This window comes from Ohtaekwangia koreensis (genome assembly GCF_900167975.1).
In the GTDB taxonomy this organism is placed as follows: Bacteria; Bacteroidota; Bacteroidia; order Cytophagales; family Cyclobacteriaceae; genus Ohtaekwangia; species Ohtaekwangia koreensis.
Window position 1 is genome coordinate 125,331 of record NZ_FUZU01000004.1, and the last position, 23,240, is coordinate 148,570.

The following is a 23,240-nucleotide window of genomic DNA, read 5'->3' on the forward strand; positions in this document are numbered from 1 at the left end:
ATCAGGCAATGCTGAAATATTCAGCAATGGGTCCAAGGGCCAGGGCTGTAAAGAATGACAAGGCGACAAGAATGGCGATGACTGCGAGCACCATTACACCGAACGTTGCAGTATCAGCTTTAAGGGTACCTGCACTTTCCGGTATATATTTCTTTTCAGCGAGGATTCCGGCAATTGCTATAGGGCCAATGATGGGGATAAACCTTGCAAGCAGCATAATGATGCCACAGGATATATTCCACCAAGGTGTGTTGTCACCCAATCCTTCAAAGCCACTTCCATTGTTAGCCGAAGCGGAAGTATATTCGTATAGCATTTCTGAAAATCCGTGATACCCTGGATTATTCAACCATGCATAGTCGGGATGTACATATATCAAATAGGAAGACATTGCCGTGCCAGCAAGAATGAGAAAAGGATGTAGCAGGAATACCAGCATGGCGATCTTCATTTCACGCACTTCAATTTTCTTCCCGAGAAACTCCGGTGTTCGTCCTACCATCAGCCCTGAAATAAATACGGCGATAATAATGAAAATATAAAAATTCAGAAGCCCTACACCTTTACCTCCGTAAAAAGCATTGATCTGCATCCCCAACATGGTAAACATACCGGAGAGTGGAGTGAGGCTGTCGTGCATGGAATTTATCGAACCATTGGAAGTACAGGTGGTAAGTATAGCCCACAGCGCAGAGGCTGCACTACCAAAGCGCACTTCCTTCCCTTCCATACTACCAGCGGCCTGATCAATTCCCATGCGGGATATAGCCGGATTGCCGTTCATCTCAAGGTATATAGTTGGAATAAGGCATACCAGGAATCCAACGGTCATCACAGCAAAAATCATCCACGCAAGTTTTTTACGCTTGAGATAATAACCCAGTGCAAACACCAACGCGATTGAGATGAGCGGAATAGTAATGGTCTCAACAGCATTGGTAATGAAGTCAGGATTCTCCAACGGATGCGCGGAGTTTACACCAAAGTATCCACCGCCATTTGTACCTACTTGTTTGATAGCGATCATAGCAGCTGCAGGCCCGCGCGATACCTGTACGGTGTCACCTTGTAGTGAAGTGATGGCATCCTTTCCATCGAAGGTCATCGGTGTACCACTGAATACAAGTATAACTGCCACTATAAATGATATTGGTAATAAAATACGGGTACAGGATTTCAGAAAGTACTCGTAGAAATTACCGAGTTTATCGCTGGTACGTTCACGAAGCGCACTGAACAAAACAGCCGCTACCGCCATCCCTGCACCTGCACTCACGAATTGATAAAACATCAACGTTAACTGTCCAAAATACGAGAGTGCTGACTCGCCTGAATAATGCTGCAGGTTTGTATTGGTGATGAAACTTATGGTGGTGTTAAACGCAAGATCAGGTGACATGGAGGGATTTCCGTCCGGGTTCAGCGGAAGCCATCCCTGGTTCATCAACACCAACATTCCCAGGAAGAACCACACTATATTTATAGTAAGCAGTGCAACAAGGTGCTGCTTCCAGTTCATTTGCTGCGCGCTGTCAATGCGACTGACCTTGTAAAATAATTTTTCAATCGGATTGAAAACAACATCCATGAATGTGTTTTCACCGGCATAAACCCGGGCTATATATTTACCCAGCGGTATAGCCAACGCAAGTGTAATCAGGAGGATAAGGATAACACTGATAATTTCAGTATTCATAATTAGAATTTTTCAGGTTTTACAAGCACATATAGCAGGTATATAAACACTGCCGTGGAAAGAATGAGGAGTACAATCATATAGGTCAGATATTTTCGAAGTATTCAATGACTTTAAAGAATAGCGCGAAGCATACCAGCCCTGCGGCAATTAGAATGCATGTAATCATAGATATAGTTTTGTTGTCGATGGATGGATCATGGCTTTGTATGTTTACACCACCCTTGACAAGTCCTATGCCCTTTTAGCAACAGCACTTTGAATCAGCGACTTACGGTATAAGGCATAAAAAAATACCCTTCGGAATCCGAAGGGTATTTTAAAAATGGAAGACTGAAATAGAATGTTTTGGGTTACGAGAGATTATAGTCCTTGATCTTCTGGTACAGTGTAGTTAACCCAATGCTCAATAATTTTGCGGTTTGAGTTTTGTTTCCTTTCGTATAGGCGAGTATTTTTTGAATATGTCTCTTTTCCGCGGAAGCGAGATCAAAATTTCCATCGGTCAAAGTATCATCATGCAAGTTGAAGTCATACGGTAGTACATCTGCTTCCAATACAGGTTGGTCATTGAGGATCACACATCGTTCTATTATATTTTTTAGCTCACGGATGTTTCCCTTCCAGGCGTGTTGCTGCAATGCATTTAAGAATGCTGGCGACATCATTGCAACAGGTTTGTTAGTCTTACGTGCAAATTGATTGATGAAGTAATCGGCCAGTGTCTTTATATCATCTTTGCGTTCGCGTAACGATGGAAGTGAGATTGCAAATACGGAGAGCCTATAGAAAAGGTCCTGCCGAAAGTTTCCGGCTTCCGATTCTTTCTCCAGGTTACGATTGGTGGCTGCTATAAATCGCACATTCACATGCCGTACTTTACTCTCACCTACACGATAGAATTCTCCACTCTCTAACACCCGAAGTAACTTTGCCTGGAGATCTATATTCATTTCGCCGATCTCATCGAGGAACAATGTACCTTCATGGGCTTCTTCGAGATAGCCCTTCTTTGATTTTGTAGCACCTGTGAACGCTCCTTCTGCATGCCCGAACAATTCACTTTCGAGAAGATCTTTTGGAAACGCACTGCAGTTAACCGCTATAAATGGTTTTGTCTTACGCGGACCTTCATAATGTATAGCCTGCGCAAATACTTCCTTGCCGGTGCCGGTCTCGCCCAATAGCAATACCGTTGTACTCGTTGCAGCAACCTTTCTGGCCAGCGCAACGCGCTCGAGCAGCATTTTGTTTTCTCCTAATATATTTTCAAAACCAAAACGATTTTGCAGTTTGGATTCAAGTATATATATCTTATGCTGTAGCAATGCTTTCTCAGCTGCCTTGCTTAACAACGGCAGTATCTTTTCCTGATGCTCACCTTTTGTAAGATAATCAAATGCACCATTCTTGATCGCCTTTACGCCATCCTGTATTGTACCATAAGCCGTTAACACAATAATCTCGATCGCAGGATACTCTTGTTTAATCCGGCTCACCAGGTCGACTCCATTACCGTCGGGAAGCTTAACATCCGATACAACAATGTGCACATTCTCCTTGGCCAATAACCGCATACCTTCGTGTATGGTGGCAGCCTGATATACACGATGACCTTCGAGCTCGATAACACGGGCCAGGAGCTTCCGAAGATTTTCTTCGTCATCGATTATGAGAATGTTGGTGTTGTTCAAAATACTGTCTTATTTTTCAAGTGTTATGGTATATGATGTAGTATAATTTATACATGTCTCACTCAACATCAGTCCTGAACGGACACGCTGGCAAACCATCAGCATTTTGTAAATTAACAATCGGTACATTTTCCCAGCCATAGCGAACTGCCACTGGTTTAGCTATACTTTTATTGGAAACAATTACAGATTTACCTTTGATAACCGCTTGCGCAGGGACAAATTTTTTATCCTGCCCTGCTATTGTAAATCCGACAAGTGCATTCTTATCGCTGGCTACAAGTCCTCGCCCTGTATGGCTAAAGTGTAAAATTACCTTGTTGCCTTTTATAGTGAAGGATTGATAGGTTGGTCCGGCATATTCCACGGAGTGCCCATACGCCAATCCACGAGCCGCGAGTGAAAGCCTCTCCCCGACCGGTTGCTTGTGTGAAGGGTGTATATCATTCGCATCGCCGCAATCAGTGGTTACAACCAACGCAGTTTGCTTTACTTTTTGCGTTACCAGGAATTGTGCTTCGCGGATCTCGGGGCGCATGTCTTTGAATGGAGCGATTTGTACAATCAGAAACGGAAGATCGCCTTGTCTAAAATCATCACGCCAGTTTTTAATCATGTTCGGCAATATAGTCTGATATTCTTTCGCGCGGTCATTATTCGCTTCACCCTGATACCACACTACACCTTTTATTGCATACGGTATCAAAGGGAAGATCATTCCATTATAGAGTCCGCTCATTACTTTACCTGCCGGTCTATATCCCTCTATTCGATCATAGTTCTTTACAAGCTCGGCCAGCGCAGGATTTCCTTCCAGCGCTTCGCGACTGGTCCAGTCTTCTGCAGGTGTGCCTCCGAAGGCAGAGAATAATATACCGATCGGTACATTTATACCGGTGTGCAAATTCCTGGCAAAGAAATAACCGACTGCAGAAAAATCAGAGACTGTCTGAGGCGAGCATACTTTCCATTGGCTGTTTACATCCTGAATCTTATCGGCAGAATATTTCAAAGGCACATAGTATTCCCGAATGAGCGGATAGTTCGCAGCATCTCTTTCTTTCTCCCAATTCGTAATGAGCGGCTGCGGTGGACGCGGCCCTAACTGACGCTCCATGTTCGACTGACCACTACACAACCATACTTCCCCCACAAGTATATCACGAATGGTAACAGTATCATGTCCCATGATCGTCATCACCGAAGGCGTAGTAATATAGGGTAACGGCTGAAGTCTTACAGTCCACTTGCCCTGTATGGTCTTTACAGAAACAACCTGACCATTGAATTGAACTGTTACTACCTCGCCTTCTTCCGCGGTTCCCCATACGGGCACGACAACACCTTTTTGTAAAACAACATGATCACTGAAAAGACTGCCTGGCTTTACGTTCGCCATACCCAATTGCAACTGCAAAAGCAAAACGAGTGTTGAAATAGCTACCTTCATGATATACCCGGTTATAAATATATATTCTATTGAAAACGTATTGTTGTTGTTTCGCCTTTTTTGAGAGTAATGTTGAAAAAATCTCCGGACGTCTGAACCGGGACATACTTACCCTTCTGAAGCACTTCAGCTTTTGAAACCTGTGCGGGCATCTTAATAGTAAGCTTTGTATCCGCAACAGCATATATATTTACCTGGCTCACAATCATGTTATGCCACACAGCAGATACTTCCGCTCCGGGCACACACCATCCAGAGAAGCTACCATCTTTCCACAATGAAGGTGTTGCCGGTAAAAATTCAACATAGCCATTATGACTTTGCAGAAGCATTTCGGATATACCGGCCGTTGTACCAAAGTTACCGTCAATCTGAAATGGTGGATGCGCACAGAATAAATTAGCATAGGTACCGCCCCCACTCTGCATATCGAACCCTTGTACACTTGTAGGTCGGAAAAAACGCTGTAAGGTTTTATAGGCACGTTCACCATCATGCAATCTTGCCCATAAATTTATCTTCCATGCGAGCGACCATCCGGTGCCCTGGTCGCCTCTCTTTTCAAGGCTTGCGCGTGCAGCCTTTGCCAAGTCTGGAGTTTTCTCAGGTGTAATCTCATTGCCGGGATATAGTGCCCACAAGTGTGACACATGCCTGTGTTCTGGATCAGGTTCGGTATACTCTTGCAGCCACTCCATTAAACGCCCGTCTTTACCAATTTGATTCGGAGGAAGTTTTTGAACAGCTTCTTGTAATTTTTTCCGCAAAGCTTCATCAGTATTCAGCTCGCCTGATGCTTGTATCACATAACCAAACAATGCGCGGATGAGCTGGTTATCCATGGTTGGTGCTACGCATACATTTGCCATTTTTCCTGAGGGAAGAATGAAAGTATTCTCCGGTGAGTTGGAAGGTGCTGTTACAAGCCAACCGGTATCCGGATCTTTTACCAAAGTAGCCAGGTAAAATTCGGCGGAACCTTTCAGGATGGTATAGATCTTCGACAAGTACGTTTTATCCTGAGTATATATATAGTGCGTCCACAACATCTGACAAAGCCAGGCGGAGCCAGTGTTGAATGATCCCCAGGACGGATGTTCTCCCGGAGAAGTATAGCCCCATACATTTGTGATCACGTGTGCTACCCAACCTTCTGCATTGTAATATACCTTCGCTGTTTTCGTACCGGGTTCCACTATATTTGCTACCAGCGAATAGAAAGGCTCATTGAGCATGGGCAGGTTGGTTACGTTCAGCGGCCAGTGATTCATCTGTATATTAATATTGAGATGATAGTCTCCGTTCCAGGGAGTGTTAATCGTGTTGGCCCACAAGCCCTGAAGATTCGGAGGAAGCAGCCCCGGACGTGTACTACAAATCAAAAGATACCTTCCAAACTGATAATATAGTGCAGCCAACCCAGGGTCATTCGAATCGGCAGTAAATGCCACCAGACGCTTATCGGTTGGCAGTGATTTTTTGTCGTCACTTCCCAGAGAAAGCTTCGCGCGATTAAAAAGCTGCTGATACTTCTGTACATGAGCAAGTTTCGCTGCACTATATTTCCGACGCATAGCCGAAGCCAGATTTTTCGTGGATTGATTCATAAAATCCGAATTCCGGTAATCGGTAGAAGCCGCGAGATATATAGTTACCGCGTTCGCATCCTTCACTTGCAGCGTACCCTTACCTGCAGTAAGTTTTCCTCCTTCTGATTTTATTTTGATGCGCGTGATATACTGCATTCCCTTTCCATTGGTGCCATTCTCAAGCTGTCCGCTCATTTGAAGTTCATCCCCCACCAACGCTGTTTTAAATTGCTCGGGACGATCAATCGACAGCGCTATATTTATCTTTTTAAGTTTATCGGCAGTAAGCCGGATGATCAGAACATCGGTATCAAAACTTGTAAAGTATTCACGGGTATATACCGTACCGTCTAAAGTATAGGAAGTCCTGGCAATAGCTTCCTCCAGCGAAAATTCACGCATATACTTTGATGGCTTCGCGGATACGGCATCAACGCCATAATTATAATCGAGGTGTAAATTACCGAGTACTTCATACGATCCATACGGCACCTTCGCACCATTCCCTTGTCCCGAACCAGCACCTTTACAAACAAACGACTTGTACATCAAGTCCTGTGCTTCATCATTCTTACCTTCAAATAACAACTGACGTATGGCGGGGAGATATTTAGCAGCTTCCGGAGAATCTGCATCCTGTTTGCCTCCCGACCAGAGTGTAATATCATTCAACGTTATATTCTCCTTCAACACCCCACCATCAGGCATTGCTCCCAGCCTGCCATTACCAAGCGCTACACATTCTTCCCAGCGCGATGCTGGCTGCTCATACCACAAGCGAAGCATTTGTTGCTGCGCATGTGATGAAAAAGAAAACAACAAGGAGATTGAAAGAAGGATCCGAAAAAATTTGTTCATAAAAGCGTACGGGATAAAAAATTATATTCGCTTTGCCCTGTTCTCGTTGCTATATCAAAGATCGGATATAGCTAGTTTACAAAGCGACCTAAAACTAAGTAATAAGTATCGGTATAAAATTGATGACGTAAATTTTTTATCAACGATTTATAAAGAATATAATGATATCGATTGACAAGGATCGGTACCTTAAGCGGATGTTTGTTCGCTAAGCCAACTCCTGGCATCTTCTTCTGTTTTAAAAATAGCTGTCGCAAAAAGACCATTCACTACTTTCACATAACCTTCCAGCGAGAGCTGAGTAAAAAGATCCGATGGCATAATAAACGCTAACGCACTCAACCCGGCTTGTGCCGCGCGCGGGTTCCAGTCCTCTTCATACCAACGATTGGCATGTTGCCACGGGCCAGAAACTTTTCGATTATCAACCAATAATTTTGTGCACTTGAATTCCTGGATTAACAACAATGTCTCCTCAGAACCATTCATGATCTCCGCTAACGAAAGGAAGCCACTCCAATCTACACTAATCAGACCGTTCGACTGTTCTAATGTCAACGTCAGATAAACTCCCTTCCGCTTATCTCTGTAAAATTCTTTTTTCATAACATCCTCACATTTTCGGTTCAGGCTTGCTAAACATTAATAAAGGAACATCTTAACGGTACTCCAATAACGCACAACATCTATAGAGAAGAATATAAAACCGCCATGTTATAACATGTATACCAAAATATTGTTGAATCTGTCTGCAGGTTTCTTTACGCCTACAACGCTGTAAAACATTATGCCGCTGTTCAATTATTTTGGCAAGAAGACACACGATTAATTCCTGCATTAAAATTTGGGATAAGCGGCTAATAGCTTCTTTAAATACCCCGTTTTTACCGCAATTCAATCGATTGAAATATGGATTTATGAAATAAATTCATTTACTTCCCTGTTGAAAAATGTATGCGTTGAAGACATTCCGGCTGCTCGCAGGTGATTTATGGAAGGCCGATATATTCAGTAACCACGATCACGCAAGTAAACCATTCACAACGGAAAACTTTCTTCATTTATCAGGTTTCATGCCGAAGTGGTATAAATGTATCGTGAAGTAATGAACATTTCTTTTTCTCCCGCCATTTACAAATCGATCGGTATACTATATATCGTTTTGTCTTCATTTTGTTCGTGGTCGCAAGTACATGACTATAGATTCCGACACATTACCCGAAACGATGGTCTGTCGCAAAGTAATGTCACGTGCATTATACAGGACAGAGACGGCTTTATGTGGTTCGGAACAAGGGATGGATTGAATAAGTATGACGGATATAAGATCACTATATATCGGAACGACCCTTCGAATCCAGGGAGCATTAGTCACAACTATATCCGTGCGTTGTATGAAGATAGCAAACATAGGCTGTGGGTGGGCACTGAAGACGGGGGCATGAGTCTCTATAATCGTGAACGTGATGACTTCTCCAATTACATGCATAACCCGCATGATACTGCGAGTATAAGCTCCAATAAAGTAAAAGCGATTGCAGAAGATTCCCACGGTATACTTTGGATTGGAACCGGTGGTGGTGGATTAAATCGTTTTGATCCCGCCAAGAATACATTCAGGTGCTATCGGCATGCTGTGGCTGATAAACATTCCATTAGTGGAAATGACATCGAGGACATTCTGGAAGATTCGAAAGGCAATCTTTGGATCGCCACCTGGAATGCCGGACTAAATTCATTCAATCCTGCACTTGGAAAATTTAGCCGGTATAGGGCAACCCCGCATGCATATCATACACTCAGCTCCGATTTTCTTAAAATGCTTTTTATCGATTCAGATCAAAACCTATGGATCGGCACCACAGAGGGCGGGCTAAACCGGTATGATCGGCGAAGCAATACATTTATACAGTATAGATATACTCCTGGAAACCCGAATGGACTTAGCAACAACGATGTATTATCCATCACCGAGGACGCACACGGAAATCTGTGGATCGGAACACAAAACGGTGGCATTAATATCTTGGATCGAAAAAACAGGACCTTCTCGTATATAACACAGGATGAAAAATATCCGGAAGGCCTAAACAATGGTTCCGTATACTCACTGTATCGTGATCGCCAAGGGAATATGTGGGCAGGTACCTTCAGTGGTGGTGTTAATTTTCTGGATAGTGCTCCACCCAAGTTCCGGCATTTTACCAATGACGGAACACGCGATGGACTGAACAATGAAAATGTACTTTCCATTTATGAAGACGCGTCTGGAAATATATACTTAGGAACGGATGGCGGTGGATTGAATATGTACAACAAGCGCCAAAAGCGGTTTGCACACTTGCTTCATGATCCGCGTGATAAAAATAGTATCCGCAGTAATTATCCGCTTTGCATGTATGAAGACCATAACAAAAATCTATGGATTGGATGCTTTTATGGCAAGGCTGCCATTTTTGATCGGCACTCGAACAGGTTTCATACCATATTATCTGATACCGATATTAAACATGTCTCTTCGATTTGTGAAGATACCGTTAGCGGGAAAATATGGATGGGAACCTGGGGAGATGGTTTGGTGGTATACGATAAGGACACTGGCAAGTTCAGTAAATATATACCTGACCTAACCAATCCACATACTATCAGTAGCAGTATTATATTCTGTATATACCAGGACCGGGCCGGACAACTTTGGATTGGCACAGAAGGTGGCGGGCTTAATCTATACAACCGAGAAAAAAATAATTTCATCCGGTTTCAATCGAACACCGAAAATCGCCACAGCATTAGCAGCAATATTGTCAATACGATCTATGAAGACCGGCATGGCAATCTCTGGATCGGCACCAATGGTGGATTGAATTTATATACGCCTTCCACAAAAAGTTTTATACACTATACCATCAGCGATGGGCTTCCTAACAATGTGATTCAGGCTATCACGGAAGACGGCAAAGGAAACTTGTGGTTGAGCACGAATAAAGGCATTTCAAAATTTAATCCTCAAAAAAAAACTTTCAGAAATTATGAAATTACCGATGGGTCGCAAAGCAATTCCTTTAACCGCCAATCGTCTTTTAAAAATGACAACGGTGATATATACTTTGGAGGCGTCAACGGCTTAACTTACTTTCACCCTGATAGTATACAGGACAATGACTTTACACCTCCCGTATACTTTACGGAACTTCAAGTGTTTAATAAACCCGTTAACTTCCGTGATGAAGGATCTCCCCTCTCTCAACCTATATCGGAAGCTAAAGAAGTAATTTTGTCTTACAAGCAATCCGTGTTCTCGCTTGAGTTTGTCGCACTCAATTATTCATTGCCTGAAAAAAATCAATATGCTTATAAGCTGGAAGGATTTGATGACGACTGGAACTATGTGGGCACACAACGCAAGGCAACCTATACCAACCTTGATCCCGGCAGTTATATACTTCGGGTTAAAGCATCCAACAACGATGGCGTGTGGAATGACCAGGGTAATACACTCCGCATCATCATTACGCCACCATTCTGGAAAACATGGTGGGCAAAAGTTACCTATATCATTATACTGCTGGCTTTTCTTTTCTTTCTCCGGCAGGTGCTGGTGCAGCGGATGAAAGTCCGGAATCGCCTTGAGATGGATGAGATCAAACTTCGTTTCTATGCAAACATTTCGCACGAGTTCCGCACACCACTTACGCTTATACTGGGCCCGTTAAATCACCTTACCACTTCGTCCACCACTTTCAATGCGAAAGAGCAACAACTGATACAACTGATGCACCGGAATGGCGAGAATCTTTTAAAGCTTATCAACCAGTTGATGCACATCTATGAACTCGATGCCGGCTTTATGAAACTCAAGGTGATGAAAAGTAACCTGGTAACTTTTACGAAAGGCATCAAGGAAACATTTCAATTCACGGCTGAAAAACGAAACATTCAATATCAGCTTATCTCCCCTATACAGAATACCGAGTGTTATTTCGATCCTGACAAGTTGGAAAAAATATTACTGAACCTGATCTCAAATGCATTCAAGTATACACCTGATCACGGAGCAATCACCATCAAACTTTCCTTCCATGAAGATATAGCGGAAGTTCCTGCGCATATTCTTAAAAAGAAAAAGTATGTCAAATCATTTGTATGCATTCAGGTTGCCGATAACGGAGCCGGAATCTCTACACTATATCACGATAAAGTTTTTGATCCCTTCTTCCGGGTGGAGAAAGAGCAGCAGTCAAAAGAAGGAACCGGTATAGGGCTGGCGCTGGCGCGTCAGCTAGCGATTGTACATTACGGAGATATACTCCTGGAGAGTACCATTAGACAAGGATGTAAATTTTCGGTATGGCTCCCGGTTGGTAAGGAAGCATTCGATAAAGATGAGATCTCTATAACGGAGTATGATTTTGAAAACAGGTTACAGGATTCGCAAACAACTTACGGTATCCTTGAGAGTAAAATTACGATGGAACCTGTTCCCAATGAAAATGATGCCCGACCTGTATTACTCGTGGTGGATGATAATCACGACATCCGCCAGTTTTTAAAACTAAATTTTGATTCAACGTTTCAAATAACAGAAGCGGAGAATGGTGAGGACGGATTTAAAAAAGCATGTGATCTTATTCCTGATATAATTCTCAGTGATGTAATGATGCCGGTACAAGACGGTGTGGAAATGTGTTCACAACTAAAAAACGACATTCGTACAAACCATATACCGGTGGTGCTGCTCACCGCAAGAGTAGATGAGGATTTTCAATTAAATGCGTTTAAAATTGCGCTGGCAGATGACTATATCGCTAAACCCTTTAGCGCAAATATACTGTTGGCTAAACTTTGCAATATCCTGGAGTTGCGCGAAAATCTTAAAAAGAAATACTACCGTGATTGTATGATGACGCCTTCAGCTCCAACTGCGTCCACGCCTTCCCTGAATGAAACGTTCCTTAAAAAAGCAGTGGAAGCCGTGGAGACAAACATAGACGACCCCGATTACAACGTTGAAAAATTCTGCAGAGACCTGGGCATGAGCCAGACGAATTTATATCGCAAACTTCAAAGCCTGCTGGGGATTTCCGGCAATCAGTTCATCAAAGATATCCGGATGAAAAGAGCGCTGCAGCTTCTATCGCAAGGACAATACCCTGTACATGAAATTGCAGGCAAGGTTGGTTTCGCTGACGCGAAGTACTTCAGTAAGTCTTTCAAAAAACAATTCGGTGTGCTGCCCTCTGCGTATAGCCTCTCCGAGAAAAAAATCCTTCATTAAAAATTTCAGAATCTTCATCTGCAACCAGTTTGGAAGGATTTTCCTCCTTTTATGCAGGTTTTTACTCCCTCGTTTTTAACATCCGCTCCTACATTTAATCACATGCTATAGGCCCGATTGATAAGTCTTTGATCGTAGTCGCAAGCCTATACGTGCACAATTCTTTGTTCAACCAAAATTCATTTTTATGAAAACCAGACGATTATACGCGCCTCTGAAACATTGTCTTTTCCTTATCTTCTTTTTAGTAACACTCACGCTTGTACACGCACAAAAGCCATGGCTGCATGTAGATGGAAATCAGATCAAGGACCCCGCAGGTAATCCCGTCACCTTGCGCGGTGTCTCCGTTCTTCCCAGCGAGCATCAGAATGAATGTACTACCTGCAACAACAAGCCGCTGAGTGAAATGATAGCGTGGCAGTCAGATGCAAGCCGCGGATGGTATTCGCGCGTACTGCGACTTCCGGTAACAACAGCCAAGGTAAAAGATCCGGCCACAAGCTTTGCTACACATATAGATCCGTTTGTTCAGCAGGCGATCGCACTCAATCAATACGTGATCGTTGATCTGCATTTGGTGAGTAATTATGATGTGAATGGTTCAGGCGGTGTAAAGCAGCAATTCGTGTTGGACTTCTGGAATTATGTGGCACCACGGTACGCCAATACGCCCAACGTGATCTTTGAAGTATTTAATGAACCGGTAAATCCCGACAATTGGACATCGTGGAAAAACTATATACAGCCGGTGATCAACGCAATTCGTGCAGTCGCTCCGAACAACCTGATATTAGTGGGGAGTCCACAATGGAGTACACGGGTGAATAATGCTGTGACGGATCCTATACTTGGAAGCAACCTGGTATATGTATATCATATATACCCAAACCAGGGCGCTGCCACTGCCACCAATCTCAATGCTAAATTTGGCAATGCTGCTAATACTATACCCGTGATGCTTACAGAATTCGGATGGAACCAGGATCCCAATTATTCGGATGGTGTTACGTATGGAACCACCGGAGGTTGGGGTACACCGTTTCGTAACTATATAGATGCACATCCGTGGATCAGCTGGCAAGGTTGGATCTTTGATAACTTCTGGAAACCGCAGTACTTCGACTGGAACTGGAATTTGATGGCTGGTGAGAACCAGGGGAAATTTATGCAGAACTGGTTCTTTGATATGCAAAATCATAATCAACCAGGGGGCAGCGGTGGCACGGGTACCCAAACGCCCTTTGTAGCGCAGACTATACCCGGCAAAATTCAGGCAGAAGATTTTGACAATGGTAACCAGGATGTCGCCTATCATGACACTGATCTGGGCAACAATGGAAATACATATCGTACATCGGACGTAGACATTGGTACTACCACGGACGTTGGTGGTGGACATACTATCGGCTATATTGTGAATGGTGAATGGCTTGAGTATACACTTTCCAATGTTGCCAGCGGTACATATACTATATCCTTTCGAACAGCCAGCACCAGTACACAGACCGGTAAAAGTATAACTGCCAAACTGGATGGCGTAACGCTAGGCACGGTGAGTCCAACGAATACGGGTGGATGGGAAACATGGGAGACTCTGACATTGAGTGGTATAAATATCACCGGTGGCACGAACAAAGTACTTCGCCTGGAGTTTGGCGTTGGTGGCTTCAATCTGAACCACGTTGAATTTAGTGCTTCGGGTGCTACCACCTCTACGGTTGTAGTCAATCAACAACAAAATGGGAACGTATGGAATGCCATTGGAACATTTCCTTTTTCAGCGGGTTCTTCAGGTTCTGTAAAAATTCGAACGGATGCTACCAATGGTTATGTCATTAGTGATGCCGTGAAGTTTTCAAAAAGTGGCCAGCCGGATATTATACTTGACAGCGAAAATACAGCCGGTATAAATATATCGGGAAGCTGGACTACAAGTACTTCTAATGCGGGATATATAGGGTCAAATTACAAGCATGACGGAAATACAGGGAAGGGAAGTAAATCTGTAACCTATACTCTTACTTTATCCGTGGAAGGCGATTGGACAGTATCGGTGATCTGGACTGCCGGTACGAATCGTGCTTCCAACGTTCCTATAGACATCGTTCATGCTGCGCCCGTTGTTGATACTACACCACCGGCAGCACCTGCCGGCCTAATGGCTGTTGCCAGCGGTTCTTCACAGATCAACCTTAATTGGAATGACAACACGGAGTCCGATTTTTCACATTATATTGTGAAGCGCTCCACAGCCGCAGGCGGCCCGTATACTCAAATTGCCACTGGGATAAATTCAAGTCTATATTCTGATACCGGTATATCAGGCGCTACAACTTACTATTATATTGTGACCGCAGTTGATAATACTGGAAATCAATCCGGTATATCAAATGAAGCCAGTGCCAGTACGGGCACCGCTACCAGTTACGAAGCGGAAAACACAAGCCGATGGTCTAATGGTGCCACCAATTCCGTTACGAGCAATGCTGGCGCCAGCGCAGGAAATTTTGTGCGGCTTACTTCCGATGGTGTCGGAGATTTTATAGAATATACTATACCGCATACCGGTACTGTAAGCTATATACTTTCCCTGGGTTTCCGGGCCGGACCTGATCAGGGAACCTGTCAACTCTATAAAGATGGCGCGCCTATTGGATCTGCCATCGATCTATACAGTACCACAACAGAATTCAAAGAAGTACAGATCGGGAGCCTTACATTTTATACCGGAGATCAGAAGATTCGCTTTACCGTGTCTGGTAAAAACGCAAGCAGCTCCGGATATCAGCTTACGCAAGACTATATTAAGCTTTCAACTACTGCAGGTGCACGAATCGCAGCGACAACACCATACGATAAAGTAACTGACCCTGCGATACAAGTATACCCGAACCCGGCAAATGCATCCTTGATGCTCAACGGACTTCCTGTAAATTCAAAGATCACCATCCACGACCGGATGGGCCATGTATGGATGACCCTCGATTCACAAGACCGAAGTATATCCATCGACATTCAAAAATTAAAACCAGGGCTGCACATCATCCGCATAGAATCCGGCACACAGGTATACAGCACCAGTTTCCAGAAAGAATGATATGGTGTAAACAACGTACCATAATACAAACTGTACAATAGAAGAAAAGAGTATTGCAAAATAAATTGCAATACTCTTTTAATCACTAAAGCTCACGCAGCAAATTATTTTATATCACTAACTGCCAGCTAGTGTTAATAACTTTTGCCGAATTATTAATAAGCAGATAATTATATATAGAAATGATCACAATTATCAAAGTGCTTTATCACTACTAAATGAATCGCGAAACATCTTCCATCCTTCTGGTGTCTTCTTCCACAACACAAGATATTTACCCTGATCAAACATCACATTGTTCTTATCAAATGACTGCCACACGCCTTCTTCCGTCACGAACTCCTTACTATCACCATATATCTGTGTTATTATAAACTTGCCATTTCGAAGTCCAATCTCATCGTGGGCAATTTTGAAAAAATGAAGCGGTGCACTCTCTCCACAAAGGGCAGGTGCATTGGGCGCCAGAATACAGCAATCTTTTGCATAGCGGTCTATAAATATAGAGGAGTCGCCTTTCGCAAAAGATGTAAAGTAAACTTCATTGCTCGCCTCGATAGCTTTCCTGGCTTCTTCCAGGTTGGATTGTTCCGTTGAAGTCGCACTACAGTTATAGAGAAACGCTGCAGCAATAATGATTCGAATCAATGTAAATATTTTATTTCTGTTCATATAGAAATATCGTGATGTTGTATGTTATATTTAGTTAGATACTTTGCTATTTTGAAAAAGAGAAGCAAAACTTTGGTCCTGAAATATAGCTGTACCTATATCCTCCAGCTTTTTGTTTATATACCCATGAACGAAATTGCCCATGCTGATTCTTTTTACTCCTAATGACTTCAGTACGTCAAAATCGGGCAAGTCGGGCATGCACATTACGTTAAGGGGAAGACTTGTATTGTCCAGTACTTCTTTTATATCACTTTCAGCAGTAATGCAGGGGACAAAAATTCCATTAGCACCTGCGGCTTCGTAACGTTTAATTCGTTTCACCGTCTCGGTGAGAGCCGTGGGCATTCCAAGTAAAAAACCATCCGTTCGGATGTTCAGAAATATTTTCATATTCTTCTGAATGATATACTCCGTTATAGCGGCAATAGCTTTCTGAAAGTCGTTAACCGGCTGCAACTGACGCGACTTATCTGCGAGCGTATCTTCCAGATTTATTCCGGCTACACCAACATCGTGAAGTTTCTCTATATTCTCAATAATGCCAACCGTAGTGCGGCTATAGCCGGCTTCCATATCCACAGAGAAAGGAATATGCACTTCGTCTGCAACACGTTTGGCAAGCCGCAATAAAATATCAAATGGCAATCTTTCTCCATCGTCATAGCCGAAGGAATTTGCTACGGCTGCGCTCGAGGTACCAATTGCTTTAAAACCAATACGCTCAAATGTTTTGGCGCTGTTTACATCCCAGATGTTTCCAATCAATAAAGGATTTGGCTGATGATGAAGTTGTGAAAATGTTTCGAAGGAATTCATATACTGTGGGTTTGCTGTTACAATTAATGTTCAGCAAAGAAACCAATTCAGTAAAACGGGTAATTGTAAAAAAGCGAACAGGATTATTTTTCTGAAGAAAATTCAGTAAAGTGGTTGTTGAACCTGGGAAGGCGTTGTATGCGTCCTGAGACGTACTCCTATGTAGATAGAGAATAACTTGCTACCTTCTTCCATATCCTGACTGTTGTGGAGTATTTTCTTCACCTGAATCGTCTTAACTTATTCTGGAATTTTTCCCAATTTGATTTATAACATCTTATAAACGGAATAATCTCTTGTGGTCACCGTAATAAAAATTTACAATTCATTTCGTTTGAAGTGCAAAAGTTACATAGTAAAATTCCTAAGTGAAGCCGATATCAAAAGCGTTTAGGCACTTTCTACAATTAAAAGTTAACATTTTCAGTGTAATTCTTTCTCCCTGAAATCTCGCCAGCTACTGATTCTATTGACTTATAACTGCTTTGGTCAATTTCTTGTCAACCCTGATGCGGAGTAAAATGCAATGAGAAGAATGAGAACACCAGTTTACGTCATCAGTAAGTTAAACATCAACATCTTGTTTATCTTCCTTCTGTCCTTCGGATTTTCGATCCGAATCCAAGCACAAAACGTTGGGATAAACGCCACGGGCGCAACGCCAAATGCTTCTGCCATGCTAGATATATCTTCTACGAATTCGGGACTATTGATCCCTCGTGTAGCCTTGACTGCATCTAACGTAGCGGGTCCTATAGCATCACCTGCAACAAGTTTGCTGGTATATAATACTGCCACAGCCGGCACAGATCCGAACGCAGTAGTACCCGGATTTTATTACTGGAGTGGCACTGCTTGGATTCCTTTTATGGTGCAAAACTCTTCCAGTAATGGAGGTTGGTCATTGAAAGGTAATGCAGGAACGGATGCTACCGCTAACTTCATTGGTACTACCGATGATAAGCAAGTCACTTTCAAATCTAACAATCAATCATTTCTCGAACTTGGAACACGCCAGGCTTTAGGATTAGTACAGAATTATACTGACTACACGGATGGCACTGAGAAAGTAAGCTATATACATACTTCGCTACAATTCGAGGCAGCGGCTGCAAGTTTTTACAAACCGAAATTCTTTGTAGATGCCAATGGCAACTTCCGTATGAAAGGTAGTTCTGCTAACTCTGACTTCTTTGAATTCGGAGCTACCGGAAGCAATAACAACGGTGGGCTGGAATTTACTGTGGGCGATGATGGAAATGAGCCAATCGTTTTTAACAACTATAACTTTCAAAACAATGCTACTACCGAAATGATGCGCATGCAAAACGGGCGAATGGCATTGGGTACTGCAACATTTGATGCTACAAACCCTGAGAAACTTGTAATCGATGCGGGCGCAACAACTTCTGTGAATGCATTAAGTTCAAAAGGATCCATCAACAACTATTTACAATTCAATATTCAGAATCAATCTTCCGGAGCAAACGCATCATCCGATATAGTGGCCACGGCAAACAACGGAACGGAGACTTCTAATTATGTTGACCTTGGTATCAATAGCGGAAGCTATACCGGTGGTGTCATGGGATCTTCCAATGATGCTTACCTCTATAACTTAGGGCAAAACTTTTTGATCGGTACAGGTACAGCAGCAAAGGCGCTGGTGTTCATGACCGGTGGTACATCTCAGGCATCCAACGAACGCATGCGCATTGATGGCAGCGGAAATGTAGGTGTTGGTACAACAACACCAACGGCTAAGCTAGACGTTGCAGGAACCTATAAATTAGGAACTACAGGTACCGTGCTGACGAACATGATGAAGACCAGCGTTTCGGTTAACGATAACACAACGTTTGCCTATACTTCTACACGCCAGGTATCTGTAACGGTTACTGGTGCTACACCCAATGCAACTGTAATTGTAAATCCAAGAACTGCTTTACCAGCCGGCATCGCCATTGCCTGGTCGCGTGTAAATAATAACAATACCGTGATCATCGGTTTCATTAACTCCGATGTTACGGCTCGTGCCATCGGCAACGTTACATTCGACATCACGATCATTCAATAAAGGAACGTTAACCTGCTATACCATGAACGCCAAAAAGATATATAGTATAACTTCGCGCACCGCATCGGTTGTTATGGTACTGTTGACCATGGCACTATACGAGGCTCCCGCACAGGGAAGAGTTGTACTGAATGGAGCAAAAGTTACCCTGGCGAATGGGGCAACCGTTGTGCTCGACAATCCTTCTTCCAATGCGATTACACGTGTAAGCGGACATATCATCAGCGAAGGTGAAAACAATATTCTGCAGTGGAACACCGGTACAACTACCGGCAGCTATACCGTTCCCTGGGGCTTTGGCAACACAGACTATATTCCACTTACTTTTACCAAGGCATCCGGTACTGGCAACGGACGTTTTAAATTCGCTACCTATCATACCACGTGGGATAACAGCAGTAATCTGCCGACAGGCGTTACGAACATGAATGGAATTCCCGGAGCAGATGTATCCGCTTTCGCGGTAGATCGCTTCTGGCAGATCAGCGCAGAAGGCTATACTGTAAAGCCCGCTCTTACCAATGTATCTTTTTCTTATTTGAGTACGGAGTACGATGCTCCGAACAATACTAGTCTTGAGAGCAGATTGACGGCACAACGGTGGAACGCTTCTGCGAGTAGCTGGAATGACTATACTTCAGGAGGTATAGCGAATGCTACGGCAAATACTGTTACTATATCTTCTCTTGATCCCGCCAATTTATACTCTTGGTGGGCATTGACATATCCTGGCTCGAATCTTCATTGGGTAGCGCCTTCAAATTCAACATGGAACAATGCATCGAACTGGTCAACCACAGCAGGTGGTGCGGGTGGAGCAGGTGTTCCGACTGCTGCCGATGCGGTCTTTTTTGAAAGTAATAGAGTAACAAATTGTACCGTAGATGTAAATGCTATAGTATATAACATGAACGTTCTCTCCGGCTATACTGGAACGATTAGCCAGGGAACGAACACGATGACCATCAACAATGCCACAACCTTGGGCGGTGGTATATTTCAAGGTGGTGCTTCGGATATAACTGTCAACGGTCAGTTTACAATAGCAGGTACTGCGTTCACGGCTCCTTCTGCCGCGCTGAATCTTAAGAATAATTTTTCACTTACCAGTGGATCTTTTGCGCATAACAATGGTACACTGCGTTTATCCGGAAGCAATGGACAACAAACTATAACAAGCTCACGCGTTAATACATTTAATAATATAGTTGTAACAAATACATCGGCAACGCCTGCAGCAAGTATAGAAAGCAGTCAGAACCTTTCAGGTGTTCTCACCTTGGCAAATAATGTAGTGTTTGATGCAGACGGAAGCCAGAACTCGGCTATCCTGACACTGATCTCAACAGGGGATAACCCAACGAAAGATGCAGCGATCGGTGTACTTCCCAGTGGAGCAAGTGTTATCGGAAATGTTACGGTTCAACGTTTCATGGCGATTGAAGGTCCCAGCAATGGAAGGATCTATCGTTACGTAGCCTCACCGTTGCAGAACGCTACAGTAGCCGATGTTCAAAAAGAAATTCCGGTAACGGGAGCATTTACCGGCACGAGCAAATGCAGTGGTTGTGGAACCGCAGCTTCCATGTTTGCTTACAACGAAAAAGCAATCACCGATACAAACAAAAGCGGCACAGCCGATTATGATGACGGTTACGAAAATTTCCCGGTAGCATCCAATTCAGAAACGCTGACACCCGGTAAAGGCTATGCGATGTTTGTGCGTGGCAACCAGATCACGTCAGCATTGTGGGATGTACGTGGTATCATCAACAGCGGTAACGTAACTCCGGTTACACTTCCGGTATACTATACTTCAAGCGGCAAGGCTGCCAATGATGGCTGGAACCTGGTCGGAAACCCTTACCCTTCTACGATTGACTGGAATGCTGCCCAAGGATGGATCAAAACAAACGTTGATGCCGCTATATATATACGTGATAATGCTTCTGTGAATACACAGGTTGCAGCGTGGAATGGTGTTGTAGGTACCAACGGTGGCTCGAGCACGATCGCCATGGGACAAGGCTTCTGGGTAAAAGCAAATGGTAATGGTGTACCCGTTCTTCAGGCTGACGAAAATGTTAAAGCTGCCGGAACACAAACTACATTTTTCAAAAAAGCTGCTCCCACAGATCTTCTCCGTATAACATTGGCGAAAGGGACAACCCGCGATGAAACAATAGTACACTTCAGAGAAGATGCTACCGAAAATTACGACTCGCACGCAGACGCATTAAAGTTAGCGAATGCAACCTTCAACCTTTCTACACTGATGAGTGGTGGAAAAGAACTTGCTATCAATTCGCTGGCACCATTCAACTGCAGCAGTACGGTGAAGCTAAATATACAGGGTGCAGCAGCAGGAAGTTATAGTCTTGATTTCTCAGGCTATGAATCGTTCCCAAAAGGTATAGAGATTATGTTAACCGATAATTTTACAAACAATGTTATCGATGTTCGTAAAACTACATCCTATAGTTTTTCTGTAACAGCGCAGGCAGCAAGCACAGGTGCCAGCCGGTTCCTGGTAAGCTTCTCACAGCCTACCGTTCAGGATAAATTTTCAATTACAACACAGAACATTTGCTCAGGATCAGATGCTGTTGTAAACATCAGCAACTCACAAACAGATGTAGCGTATTCTGCACATGCAAAAAATTCAAGTATACTATCTTCTTCCGTTCTTGGTAACGGGGATGAAATACAAGTCCGTATTCCTGCCGGAACTCTTTTGGCAGGAGTTGATACAATCCTGGTAACGGCAGCCGGTAACAACTGTAGCCTGCCCGTTGTAAAAAGCATTGCGCTCAACGTAGAAAAGAAAGCAGAGATTGTAACGGTTGAAAACGGTAAGCAATGCGAACAAGGCGCTGTAACGCTGCAGGCAACCGGAGCTCCTGAAAAAGGATCGTATCGCTGGTATACTACTGAAGCCGGTACTACACCTATACCTGATCAACAAAATTCAACCTATACCACACCATCGCTGTCAGCATCCCAGGTATATTATGTATCAGCTGTGAACGCATTAGGTTGTGAAGGCAGCAGAAAGCCTGTGCTTGCAGAAATTGTAAAACTGAGTGCTTCAATAACCGAACGTGGCGATTCACTGATCAGCAACTACACCACCGGCAATCAATGGTATCTGAACCAGACCTTATTATCAGGTGCAAATACACAATCCATTAAAGCAGAGAAGTCGGGTGTGTATCAGGTAGAAGTTTCGTTACAAGGTTGTACTACAACAGCAACGCGCGAACTTACCATTACTGGAACCGAGCTGACTACTTCATCCATCGCTATATATCCGAACCCGGTTGCCAGAGAGTTACACATTGAGATACCGGCTTCATTCAGCAACCTTACTACTTTCAAAATATTGAATATGGTAGGACAGCCCATCGGTACAATTGATCTGCACCAGGATAATAATATGCGCACCGGAACTTTCGACATGAAGAATTACCCTTCCGGTGTATATATAGTACAAGGCTCCAATGCCAGCTCAGTTGTAGAATTTAAAATTGTAAAGGAATAAGCTTCCGATCGTATAAAGGTGTAGAAGATACAGATCTCTACACTATAACAGAGCTTCCAACTTTATTGGAAGCTCTGTTTTTTAAACCGAAATCGTACCGGAGCTACAAGCCATACCCTGCAATAGTTCGTGGATACGTCACAAAAATAAACCTGCGGCTCCTCGGTAATTTTACTGATAATAGTTACTAAAAAAACATCTATACTCCCGCCTCGGGTTCGCCCTATATTTATCAAATGGTATCATACATTTTATTTGCAATGCCTTCGATTGTAAAAGGAAATGCGCGCGAAAACATACACCCTGTCCTAAATATTTCATCCCGGCTTCAATCTGAAGGAATGGTTTTTGTATCTTTGTCAGCGCTTATCAATAACGGTCCAGGATACGGTTAAAAACCTTTCATGGGGCGGGAGAAGTGAGAGGCTGTCCAATTTAATTTTCCATATAAATCATTGATATCAAGGTA

Annotated in this window: 12 protein-coding genes; 4 read left to right on the forward strand and 8 right to left on the reverse strand. The window is 43.4% G+C overall.

Features of this window, described 5'->3' with window-relative positions; translation table 11 throughout:
* Nucleotide 1 precedes the first annotated feature (1 nt).
* The 6 genes from kdpA to B5Y40_RS23995 all read right to left on the reverse strand — a co-directional run bounded on the left by kdpA (nt 2) and on the right by B5Y40_RS23995 (nt 7,893).
* Complete coding sequence (gene kdpA / locus B5Y40_RS23970) at nt 2–1,696, reverse strand: potassium-transporting ATPase subunit KdpA (protein ID WP_079689411.1); 1,695 nt, start codon at nt 1,694–1,696, stop codon at nt 2–4.
* A gap of 2 nt (nt 1,697–1,698) precedes the next feature.
* Nucleotides 1,699–1,776: a K(+)-transporting ATPase subunit F gene (gene kdpF, locus B5Y40_RS30140; protein ID WP_079689988.1), complete on the reverse strand. Its 78-nt coding sequence runs from the start codon at nt 1,774–1,776 to the stop codon at nt 1,699–1,701.
* A gap of 273 nt (nt 1,777–2,049) precedes the next feature.
* Complete coding sequence (locus B5Y40_RS23980; RefSeq protein ID WP_079689412.1) at nt 2,050–3,390, reverse strand: sigma-54-dependent transcriptional regulator; 1,341 nt, start codon at nt 3,388–3,390, stop codon at nt 2,050–2,052.
* Nucleotides 3,391–3,448: 58 nt separating this feature from the next.
* Complete coding sequence (locus B5Y40_RS23985; protein ID WP_079689413.1) at nt 3,449–4,840, reverse strand: sialate O-acetylesterase; 1,392 nt, start codon at nt 4,838–4,840, stop codon at nt 3,449–3,451.
* 26 nt (nt 4,841–4,866) lie between these two features.
* Nucleotides 4,867–7,287, reverse strand: coding sequence for a glycoside hydrolase family 95 protein (locus B5Y40_RS23990; protein ID WP_079689414.1), 2,421 nt, complete (start codon nt 7,285–7,287; stop codon nt 4,867–4,869).
* 189 nt (nt 7,288–7,476) lie between these two features.
* Nucleotides 7,477–7,893 (reverse strand): hypothetical protein, encoded by a 417-nt coding sequence (locus tag B5Y40_RS23995; protein ID WP_079689415.1) that lies wholly within the window; start codon nt 7,891–7,893, stop codon nt 7,477–7,479.
* Between the two features lie 499 nt (nt 7,894–8,392).
* On the opposite strand from B5Y40_RS23995, the gene B5Y40_RS24000 reads away from it, so the two are divergent.
* Together B5Y40_RS24000 and B5Y40_RS24005 are read left to right on the forward strand one after the other, a co-directional pair.
* Entirely contained in the window at nt 8,393–12,562 is a 4,170-nt protein-coding gene (locus tag B5Y40_RS24000; RefSeq protein WP_159453802.1) for a hybrid sensor histidine kinase/response regulator transcription factor, read from the forward strand.
* Nucleotides 12,563–12,749: 187 nt separating this feature from the next.
* Nucleotides 12,750–15,662 (forward strand): cellulase family glycosylhydrolase, encoded by a 2,913-nt coding sequence (locus B5Y40_RS24005; protein ID WP_079689417.1) that lies wholly within the window; start codon nt 12,750–12,752, stop codon nt 15,660–15,662.
* Between the two features lie 195 nt (nt 15,663–15,857).
* Here B5Y40_RS24005 and B5Y40_RS24010 read toward each other — a convergent pair whose 3' ends face one another.
* Both B5Y40_RS24010 and B5Y40_RS24015 read right to left on the reverse strand, forming a co-directional pair.
* Complete coding sequence (locus tag B5Y40_RS24010; protein WP_245840745.1) at nt 15,858–16,334, reverse strand: YybH family protein; 477 nt, start codon at nt 16,332–16,334, stop codon at nt 15,858–15,860.
* Between the two features lie 30 nt (nt 16,335–16,364).
* Complete coding sequence (locus B5Y40_RS24015) at nt 16,365–17,153, reverse strand: isocitrate lyase/PEP mutase family protein (RefSeq protein WP_079689418.1); 789 nt, start codon at nt 17,151–17,153, stop codon at nt 16,365–16,367.
* Between the two features lie 535 nt (nt 17,154–17,688).
* On the opposite strand from B5Y40_RS24015, the gene B5Y40_RS24020 reads away from it, so the two are divergent.
* Together B5Y40_RS24020 and B5Y40_RS24025 are read left to right on the forward strand one after the other, a co-directional pair.
* Nucleotides 17,689–19,230, forward strand: coding sequence for a hypothetical protein (locus B5Y40_RS24020; RefSeq protein ID WP_143785922.1), 1,542 nt, complete (start codon nt 17,689–17,691; stop codon nt 19,228–19,230).
* Between the two features lie 22 nt (nt 19,231–19,252).
* Nucleotides 19,253–22,771: an Ig-like domain-containing protein gene (locus tag B5Y40_RS24025; protein WP_159453803.1), complete on the forward strand. Its 3,519-nt coding sequence runs from the start codon at nt 19,253–19,255 to the stop codon at nt 22,769–22,771.
* The last annotated feature ends 469 nt before the right edge of the window (nt 22,772–23,240 follow it).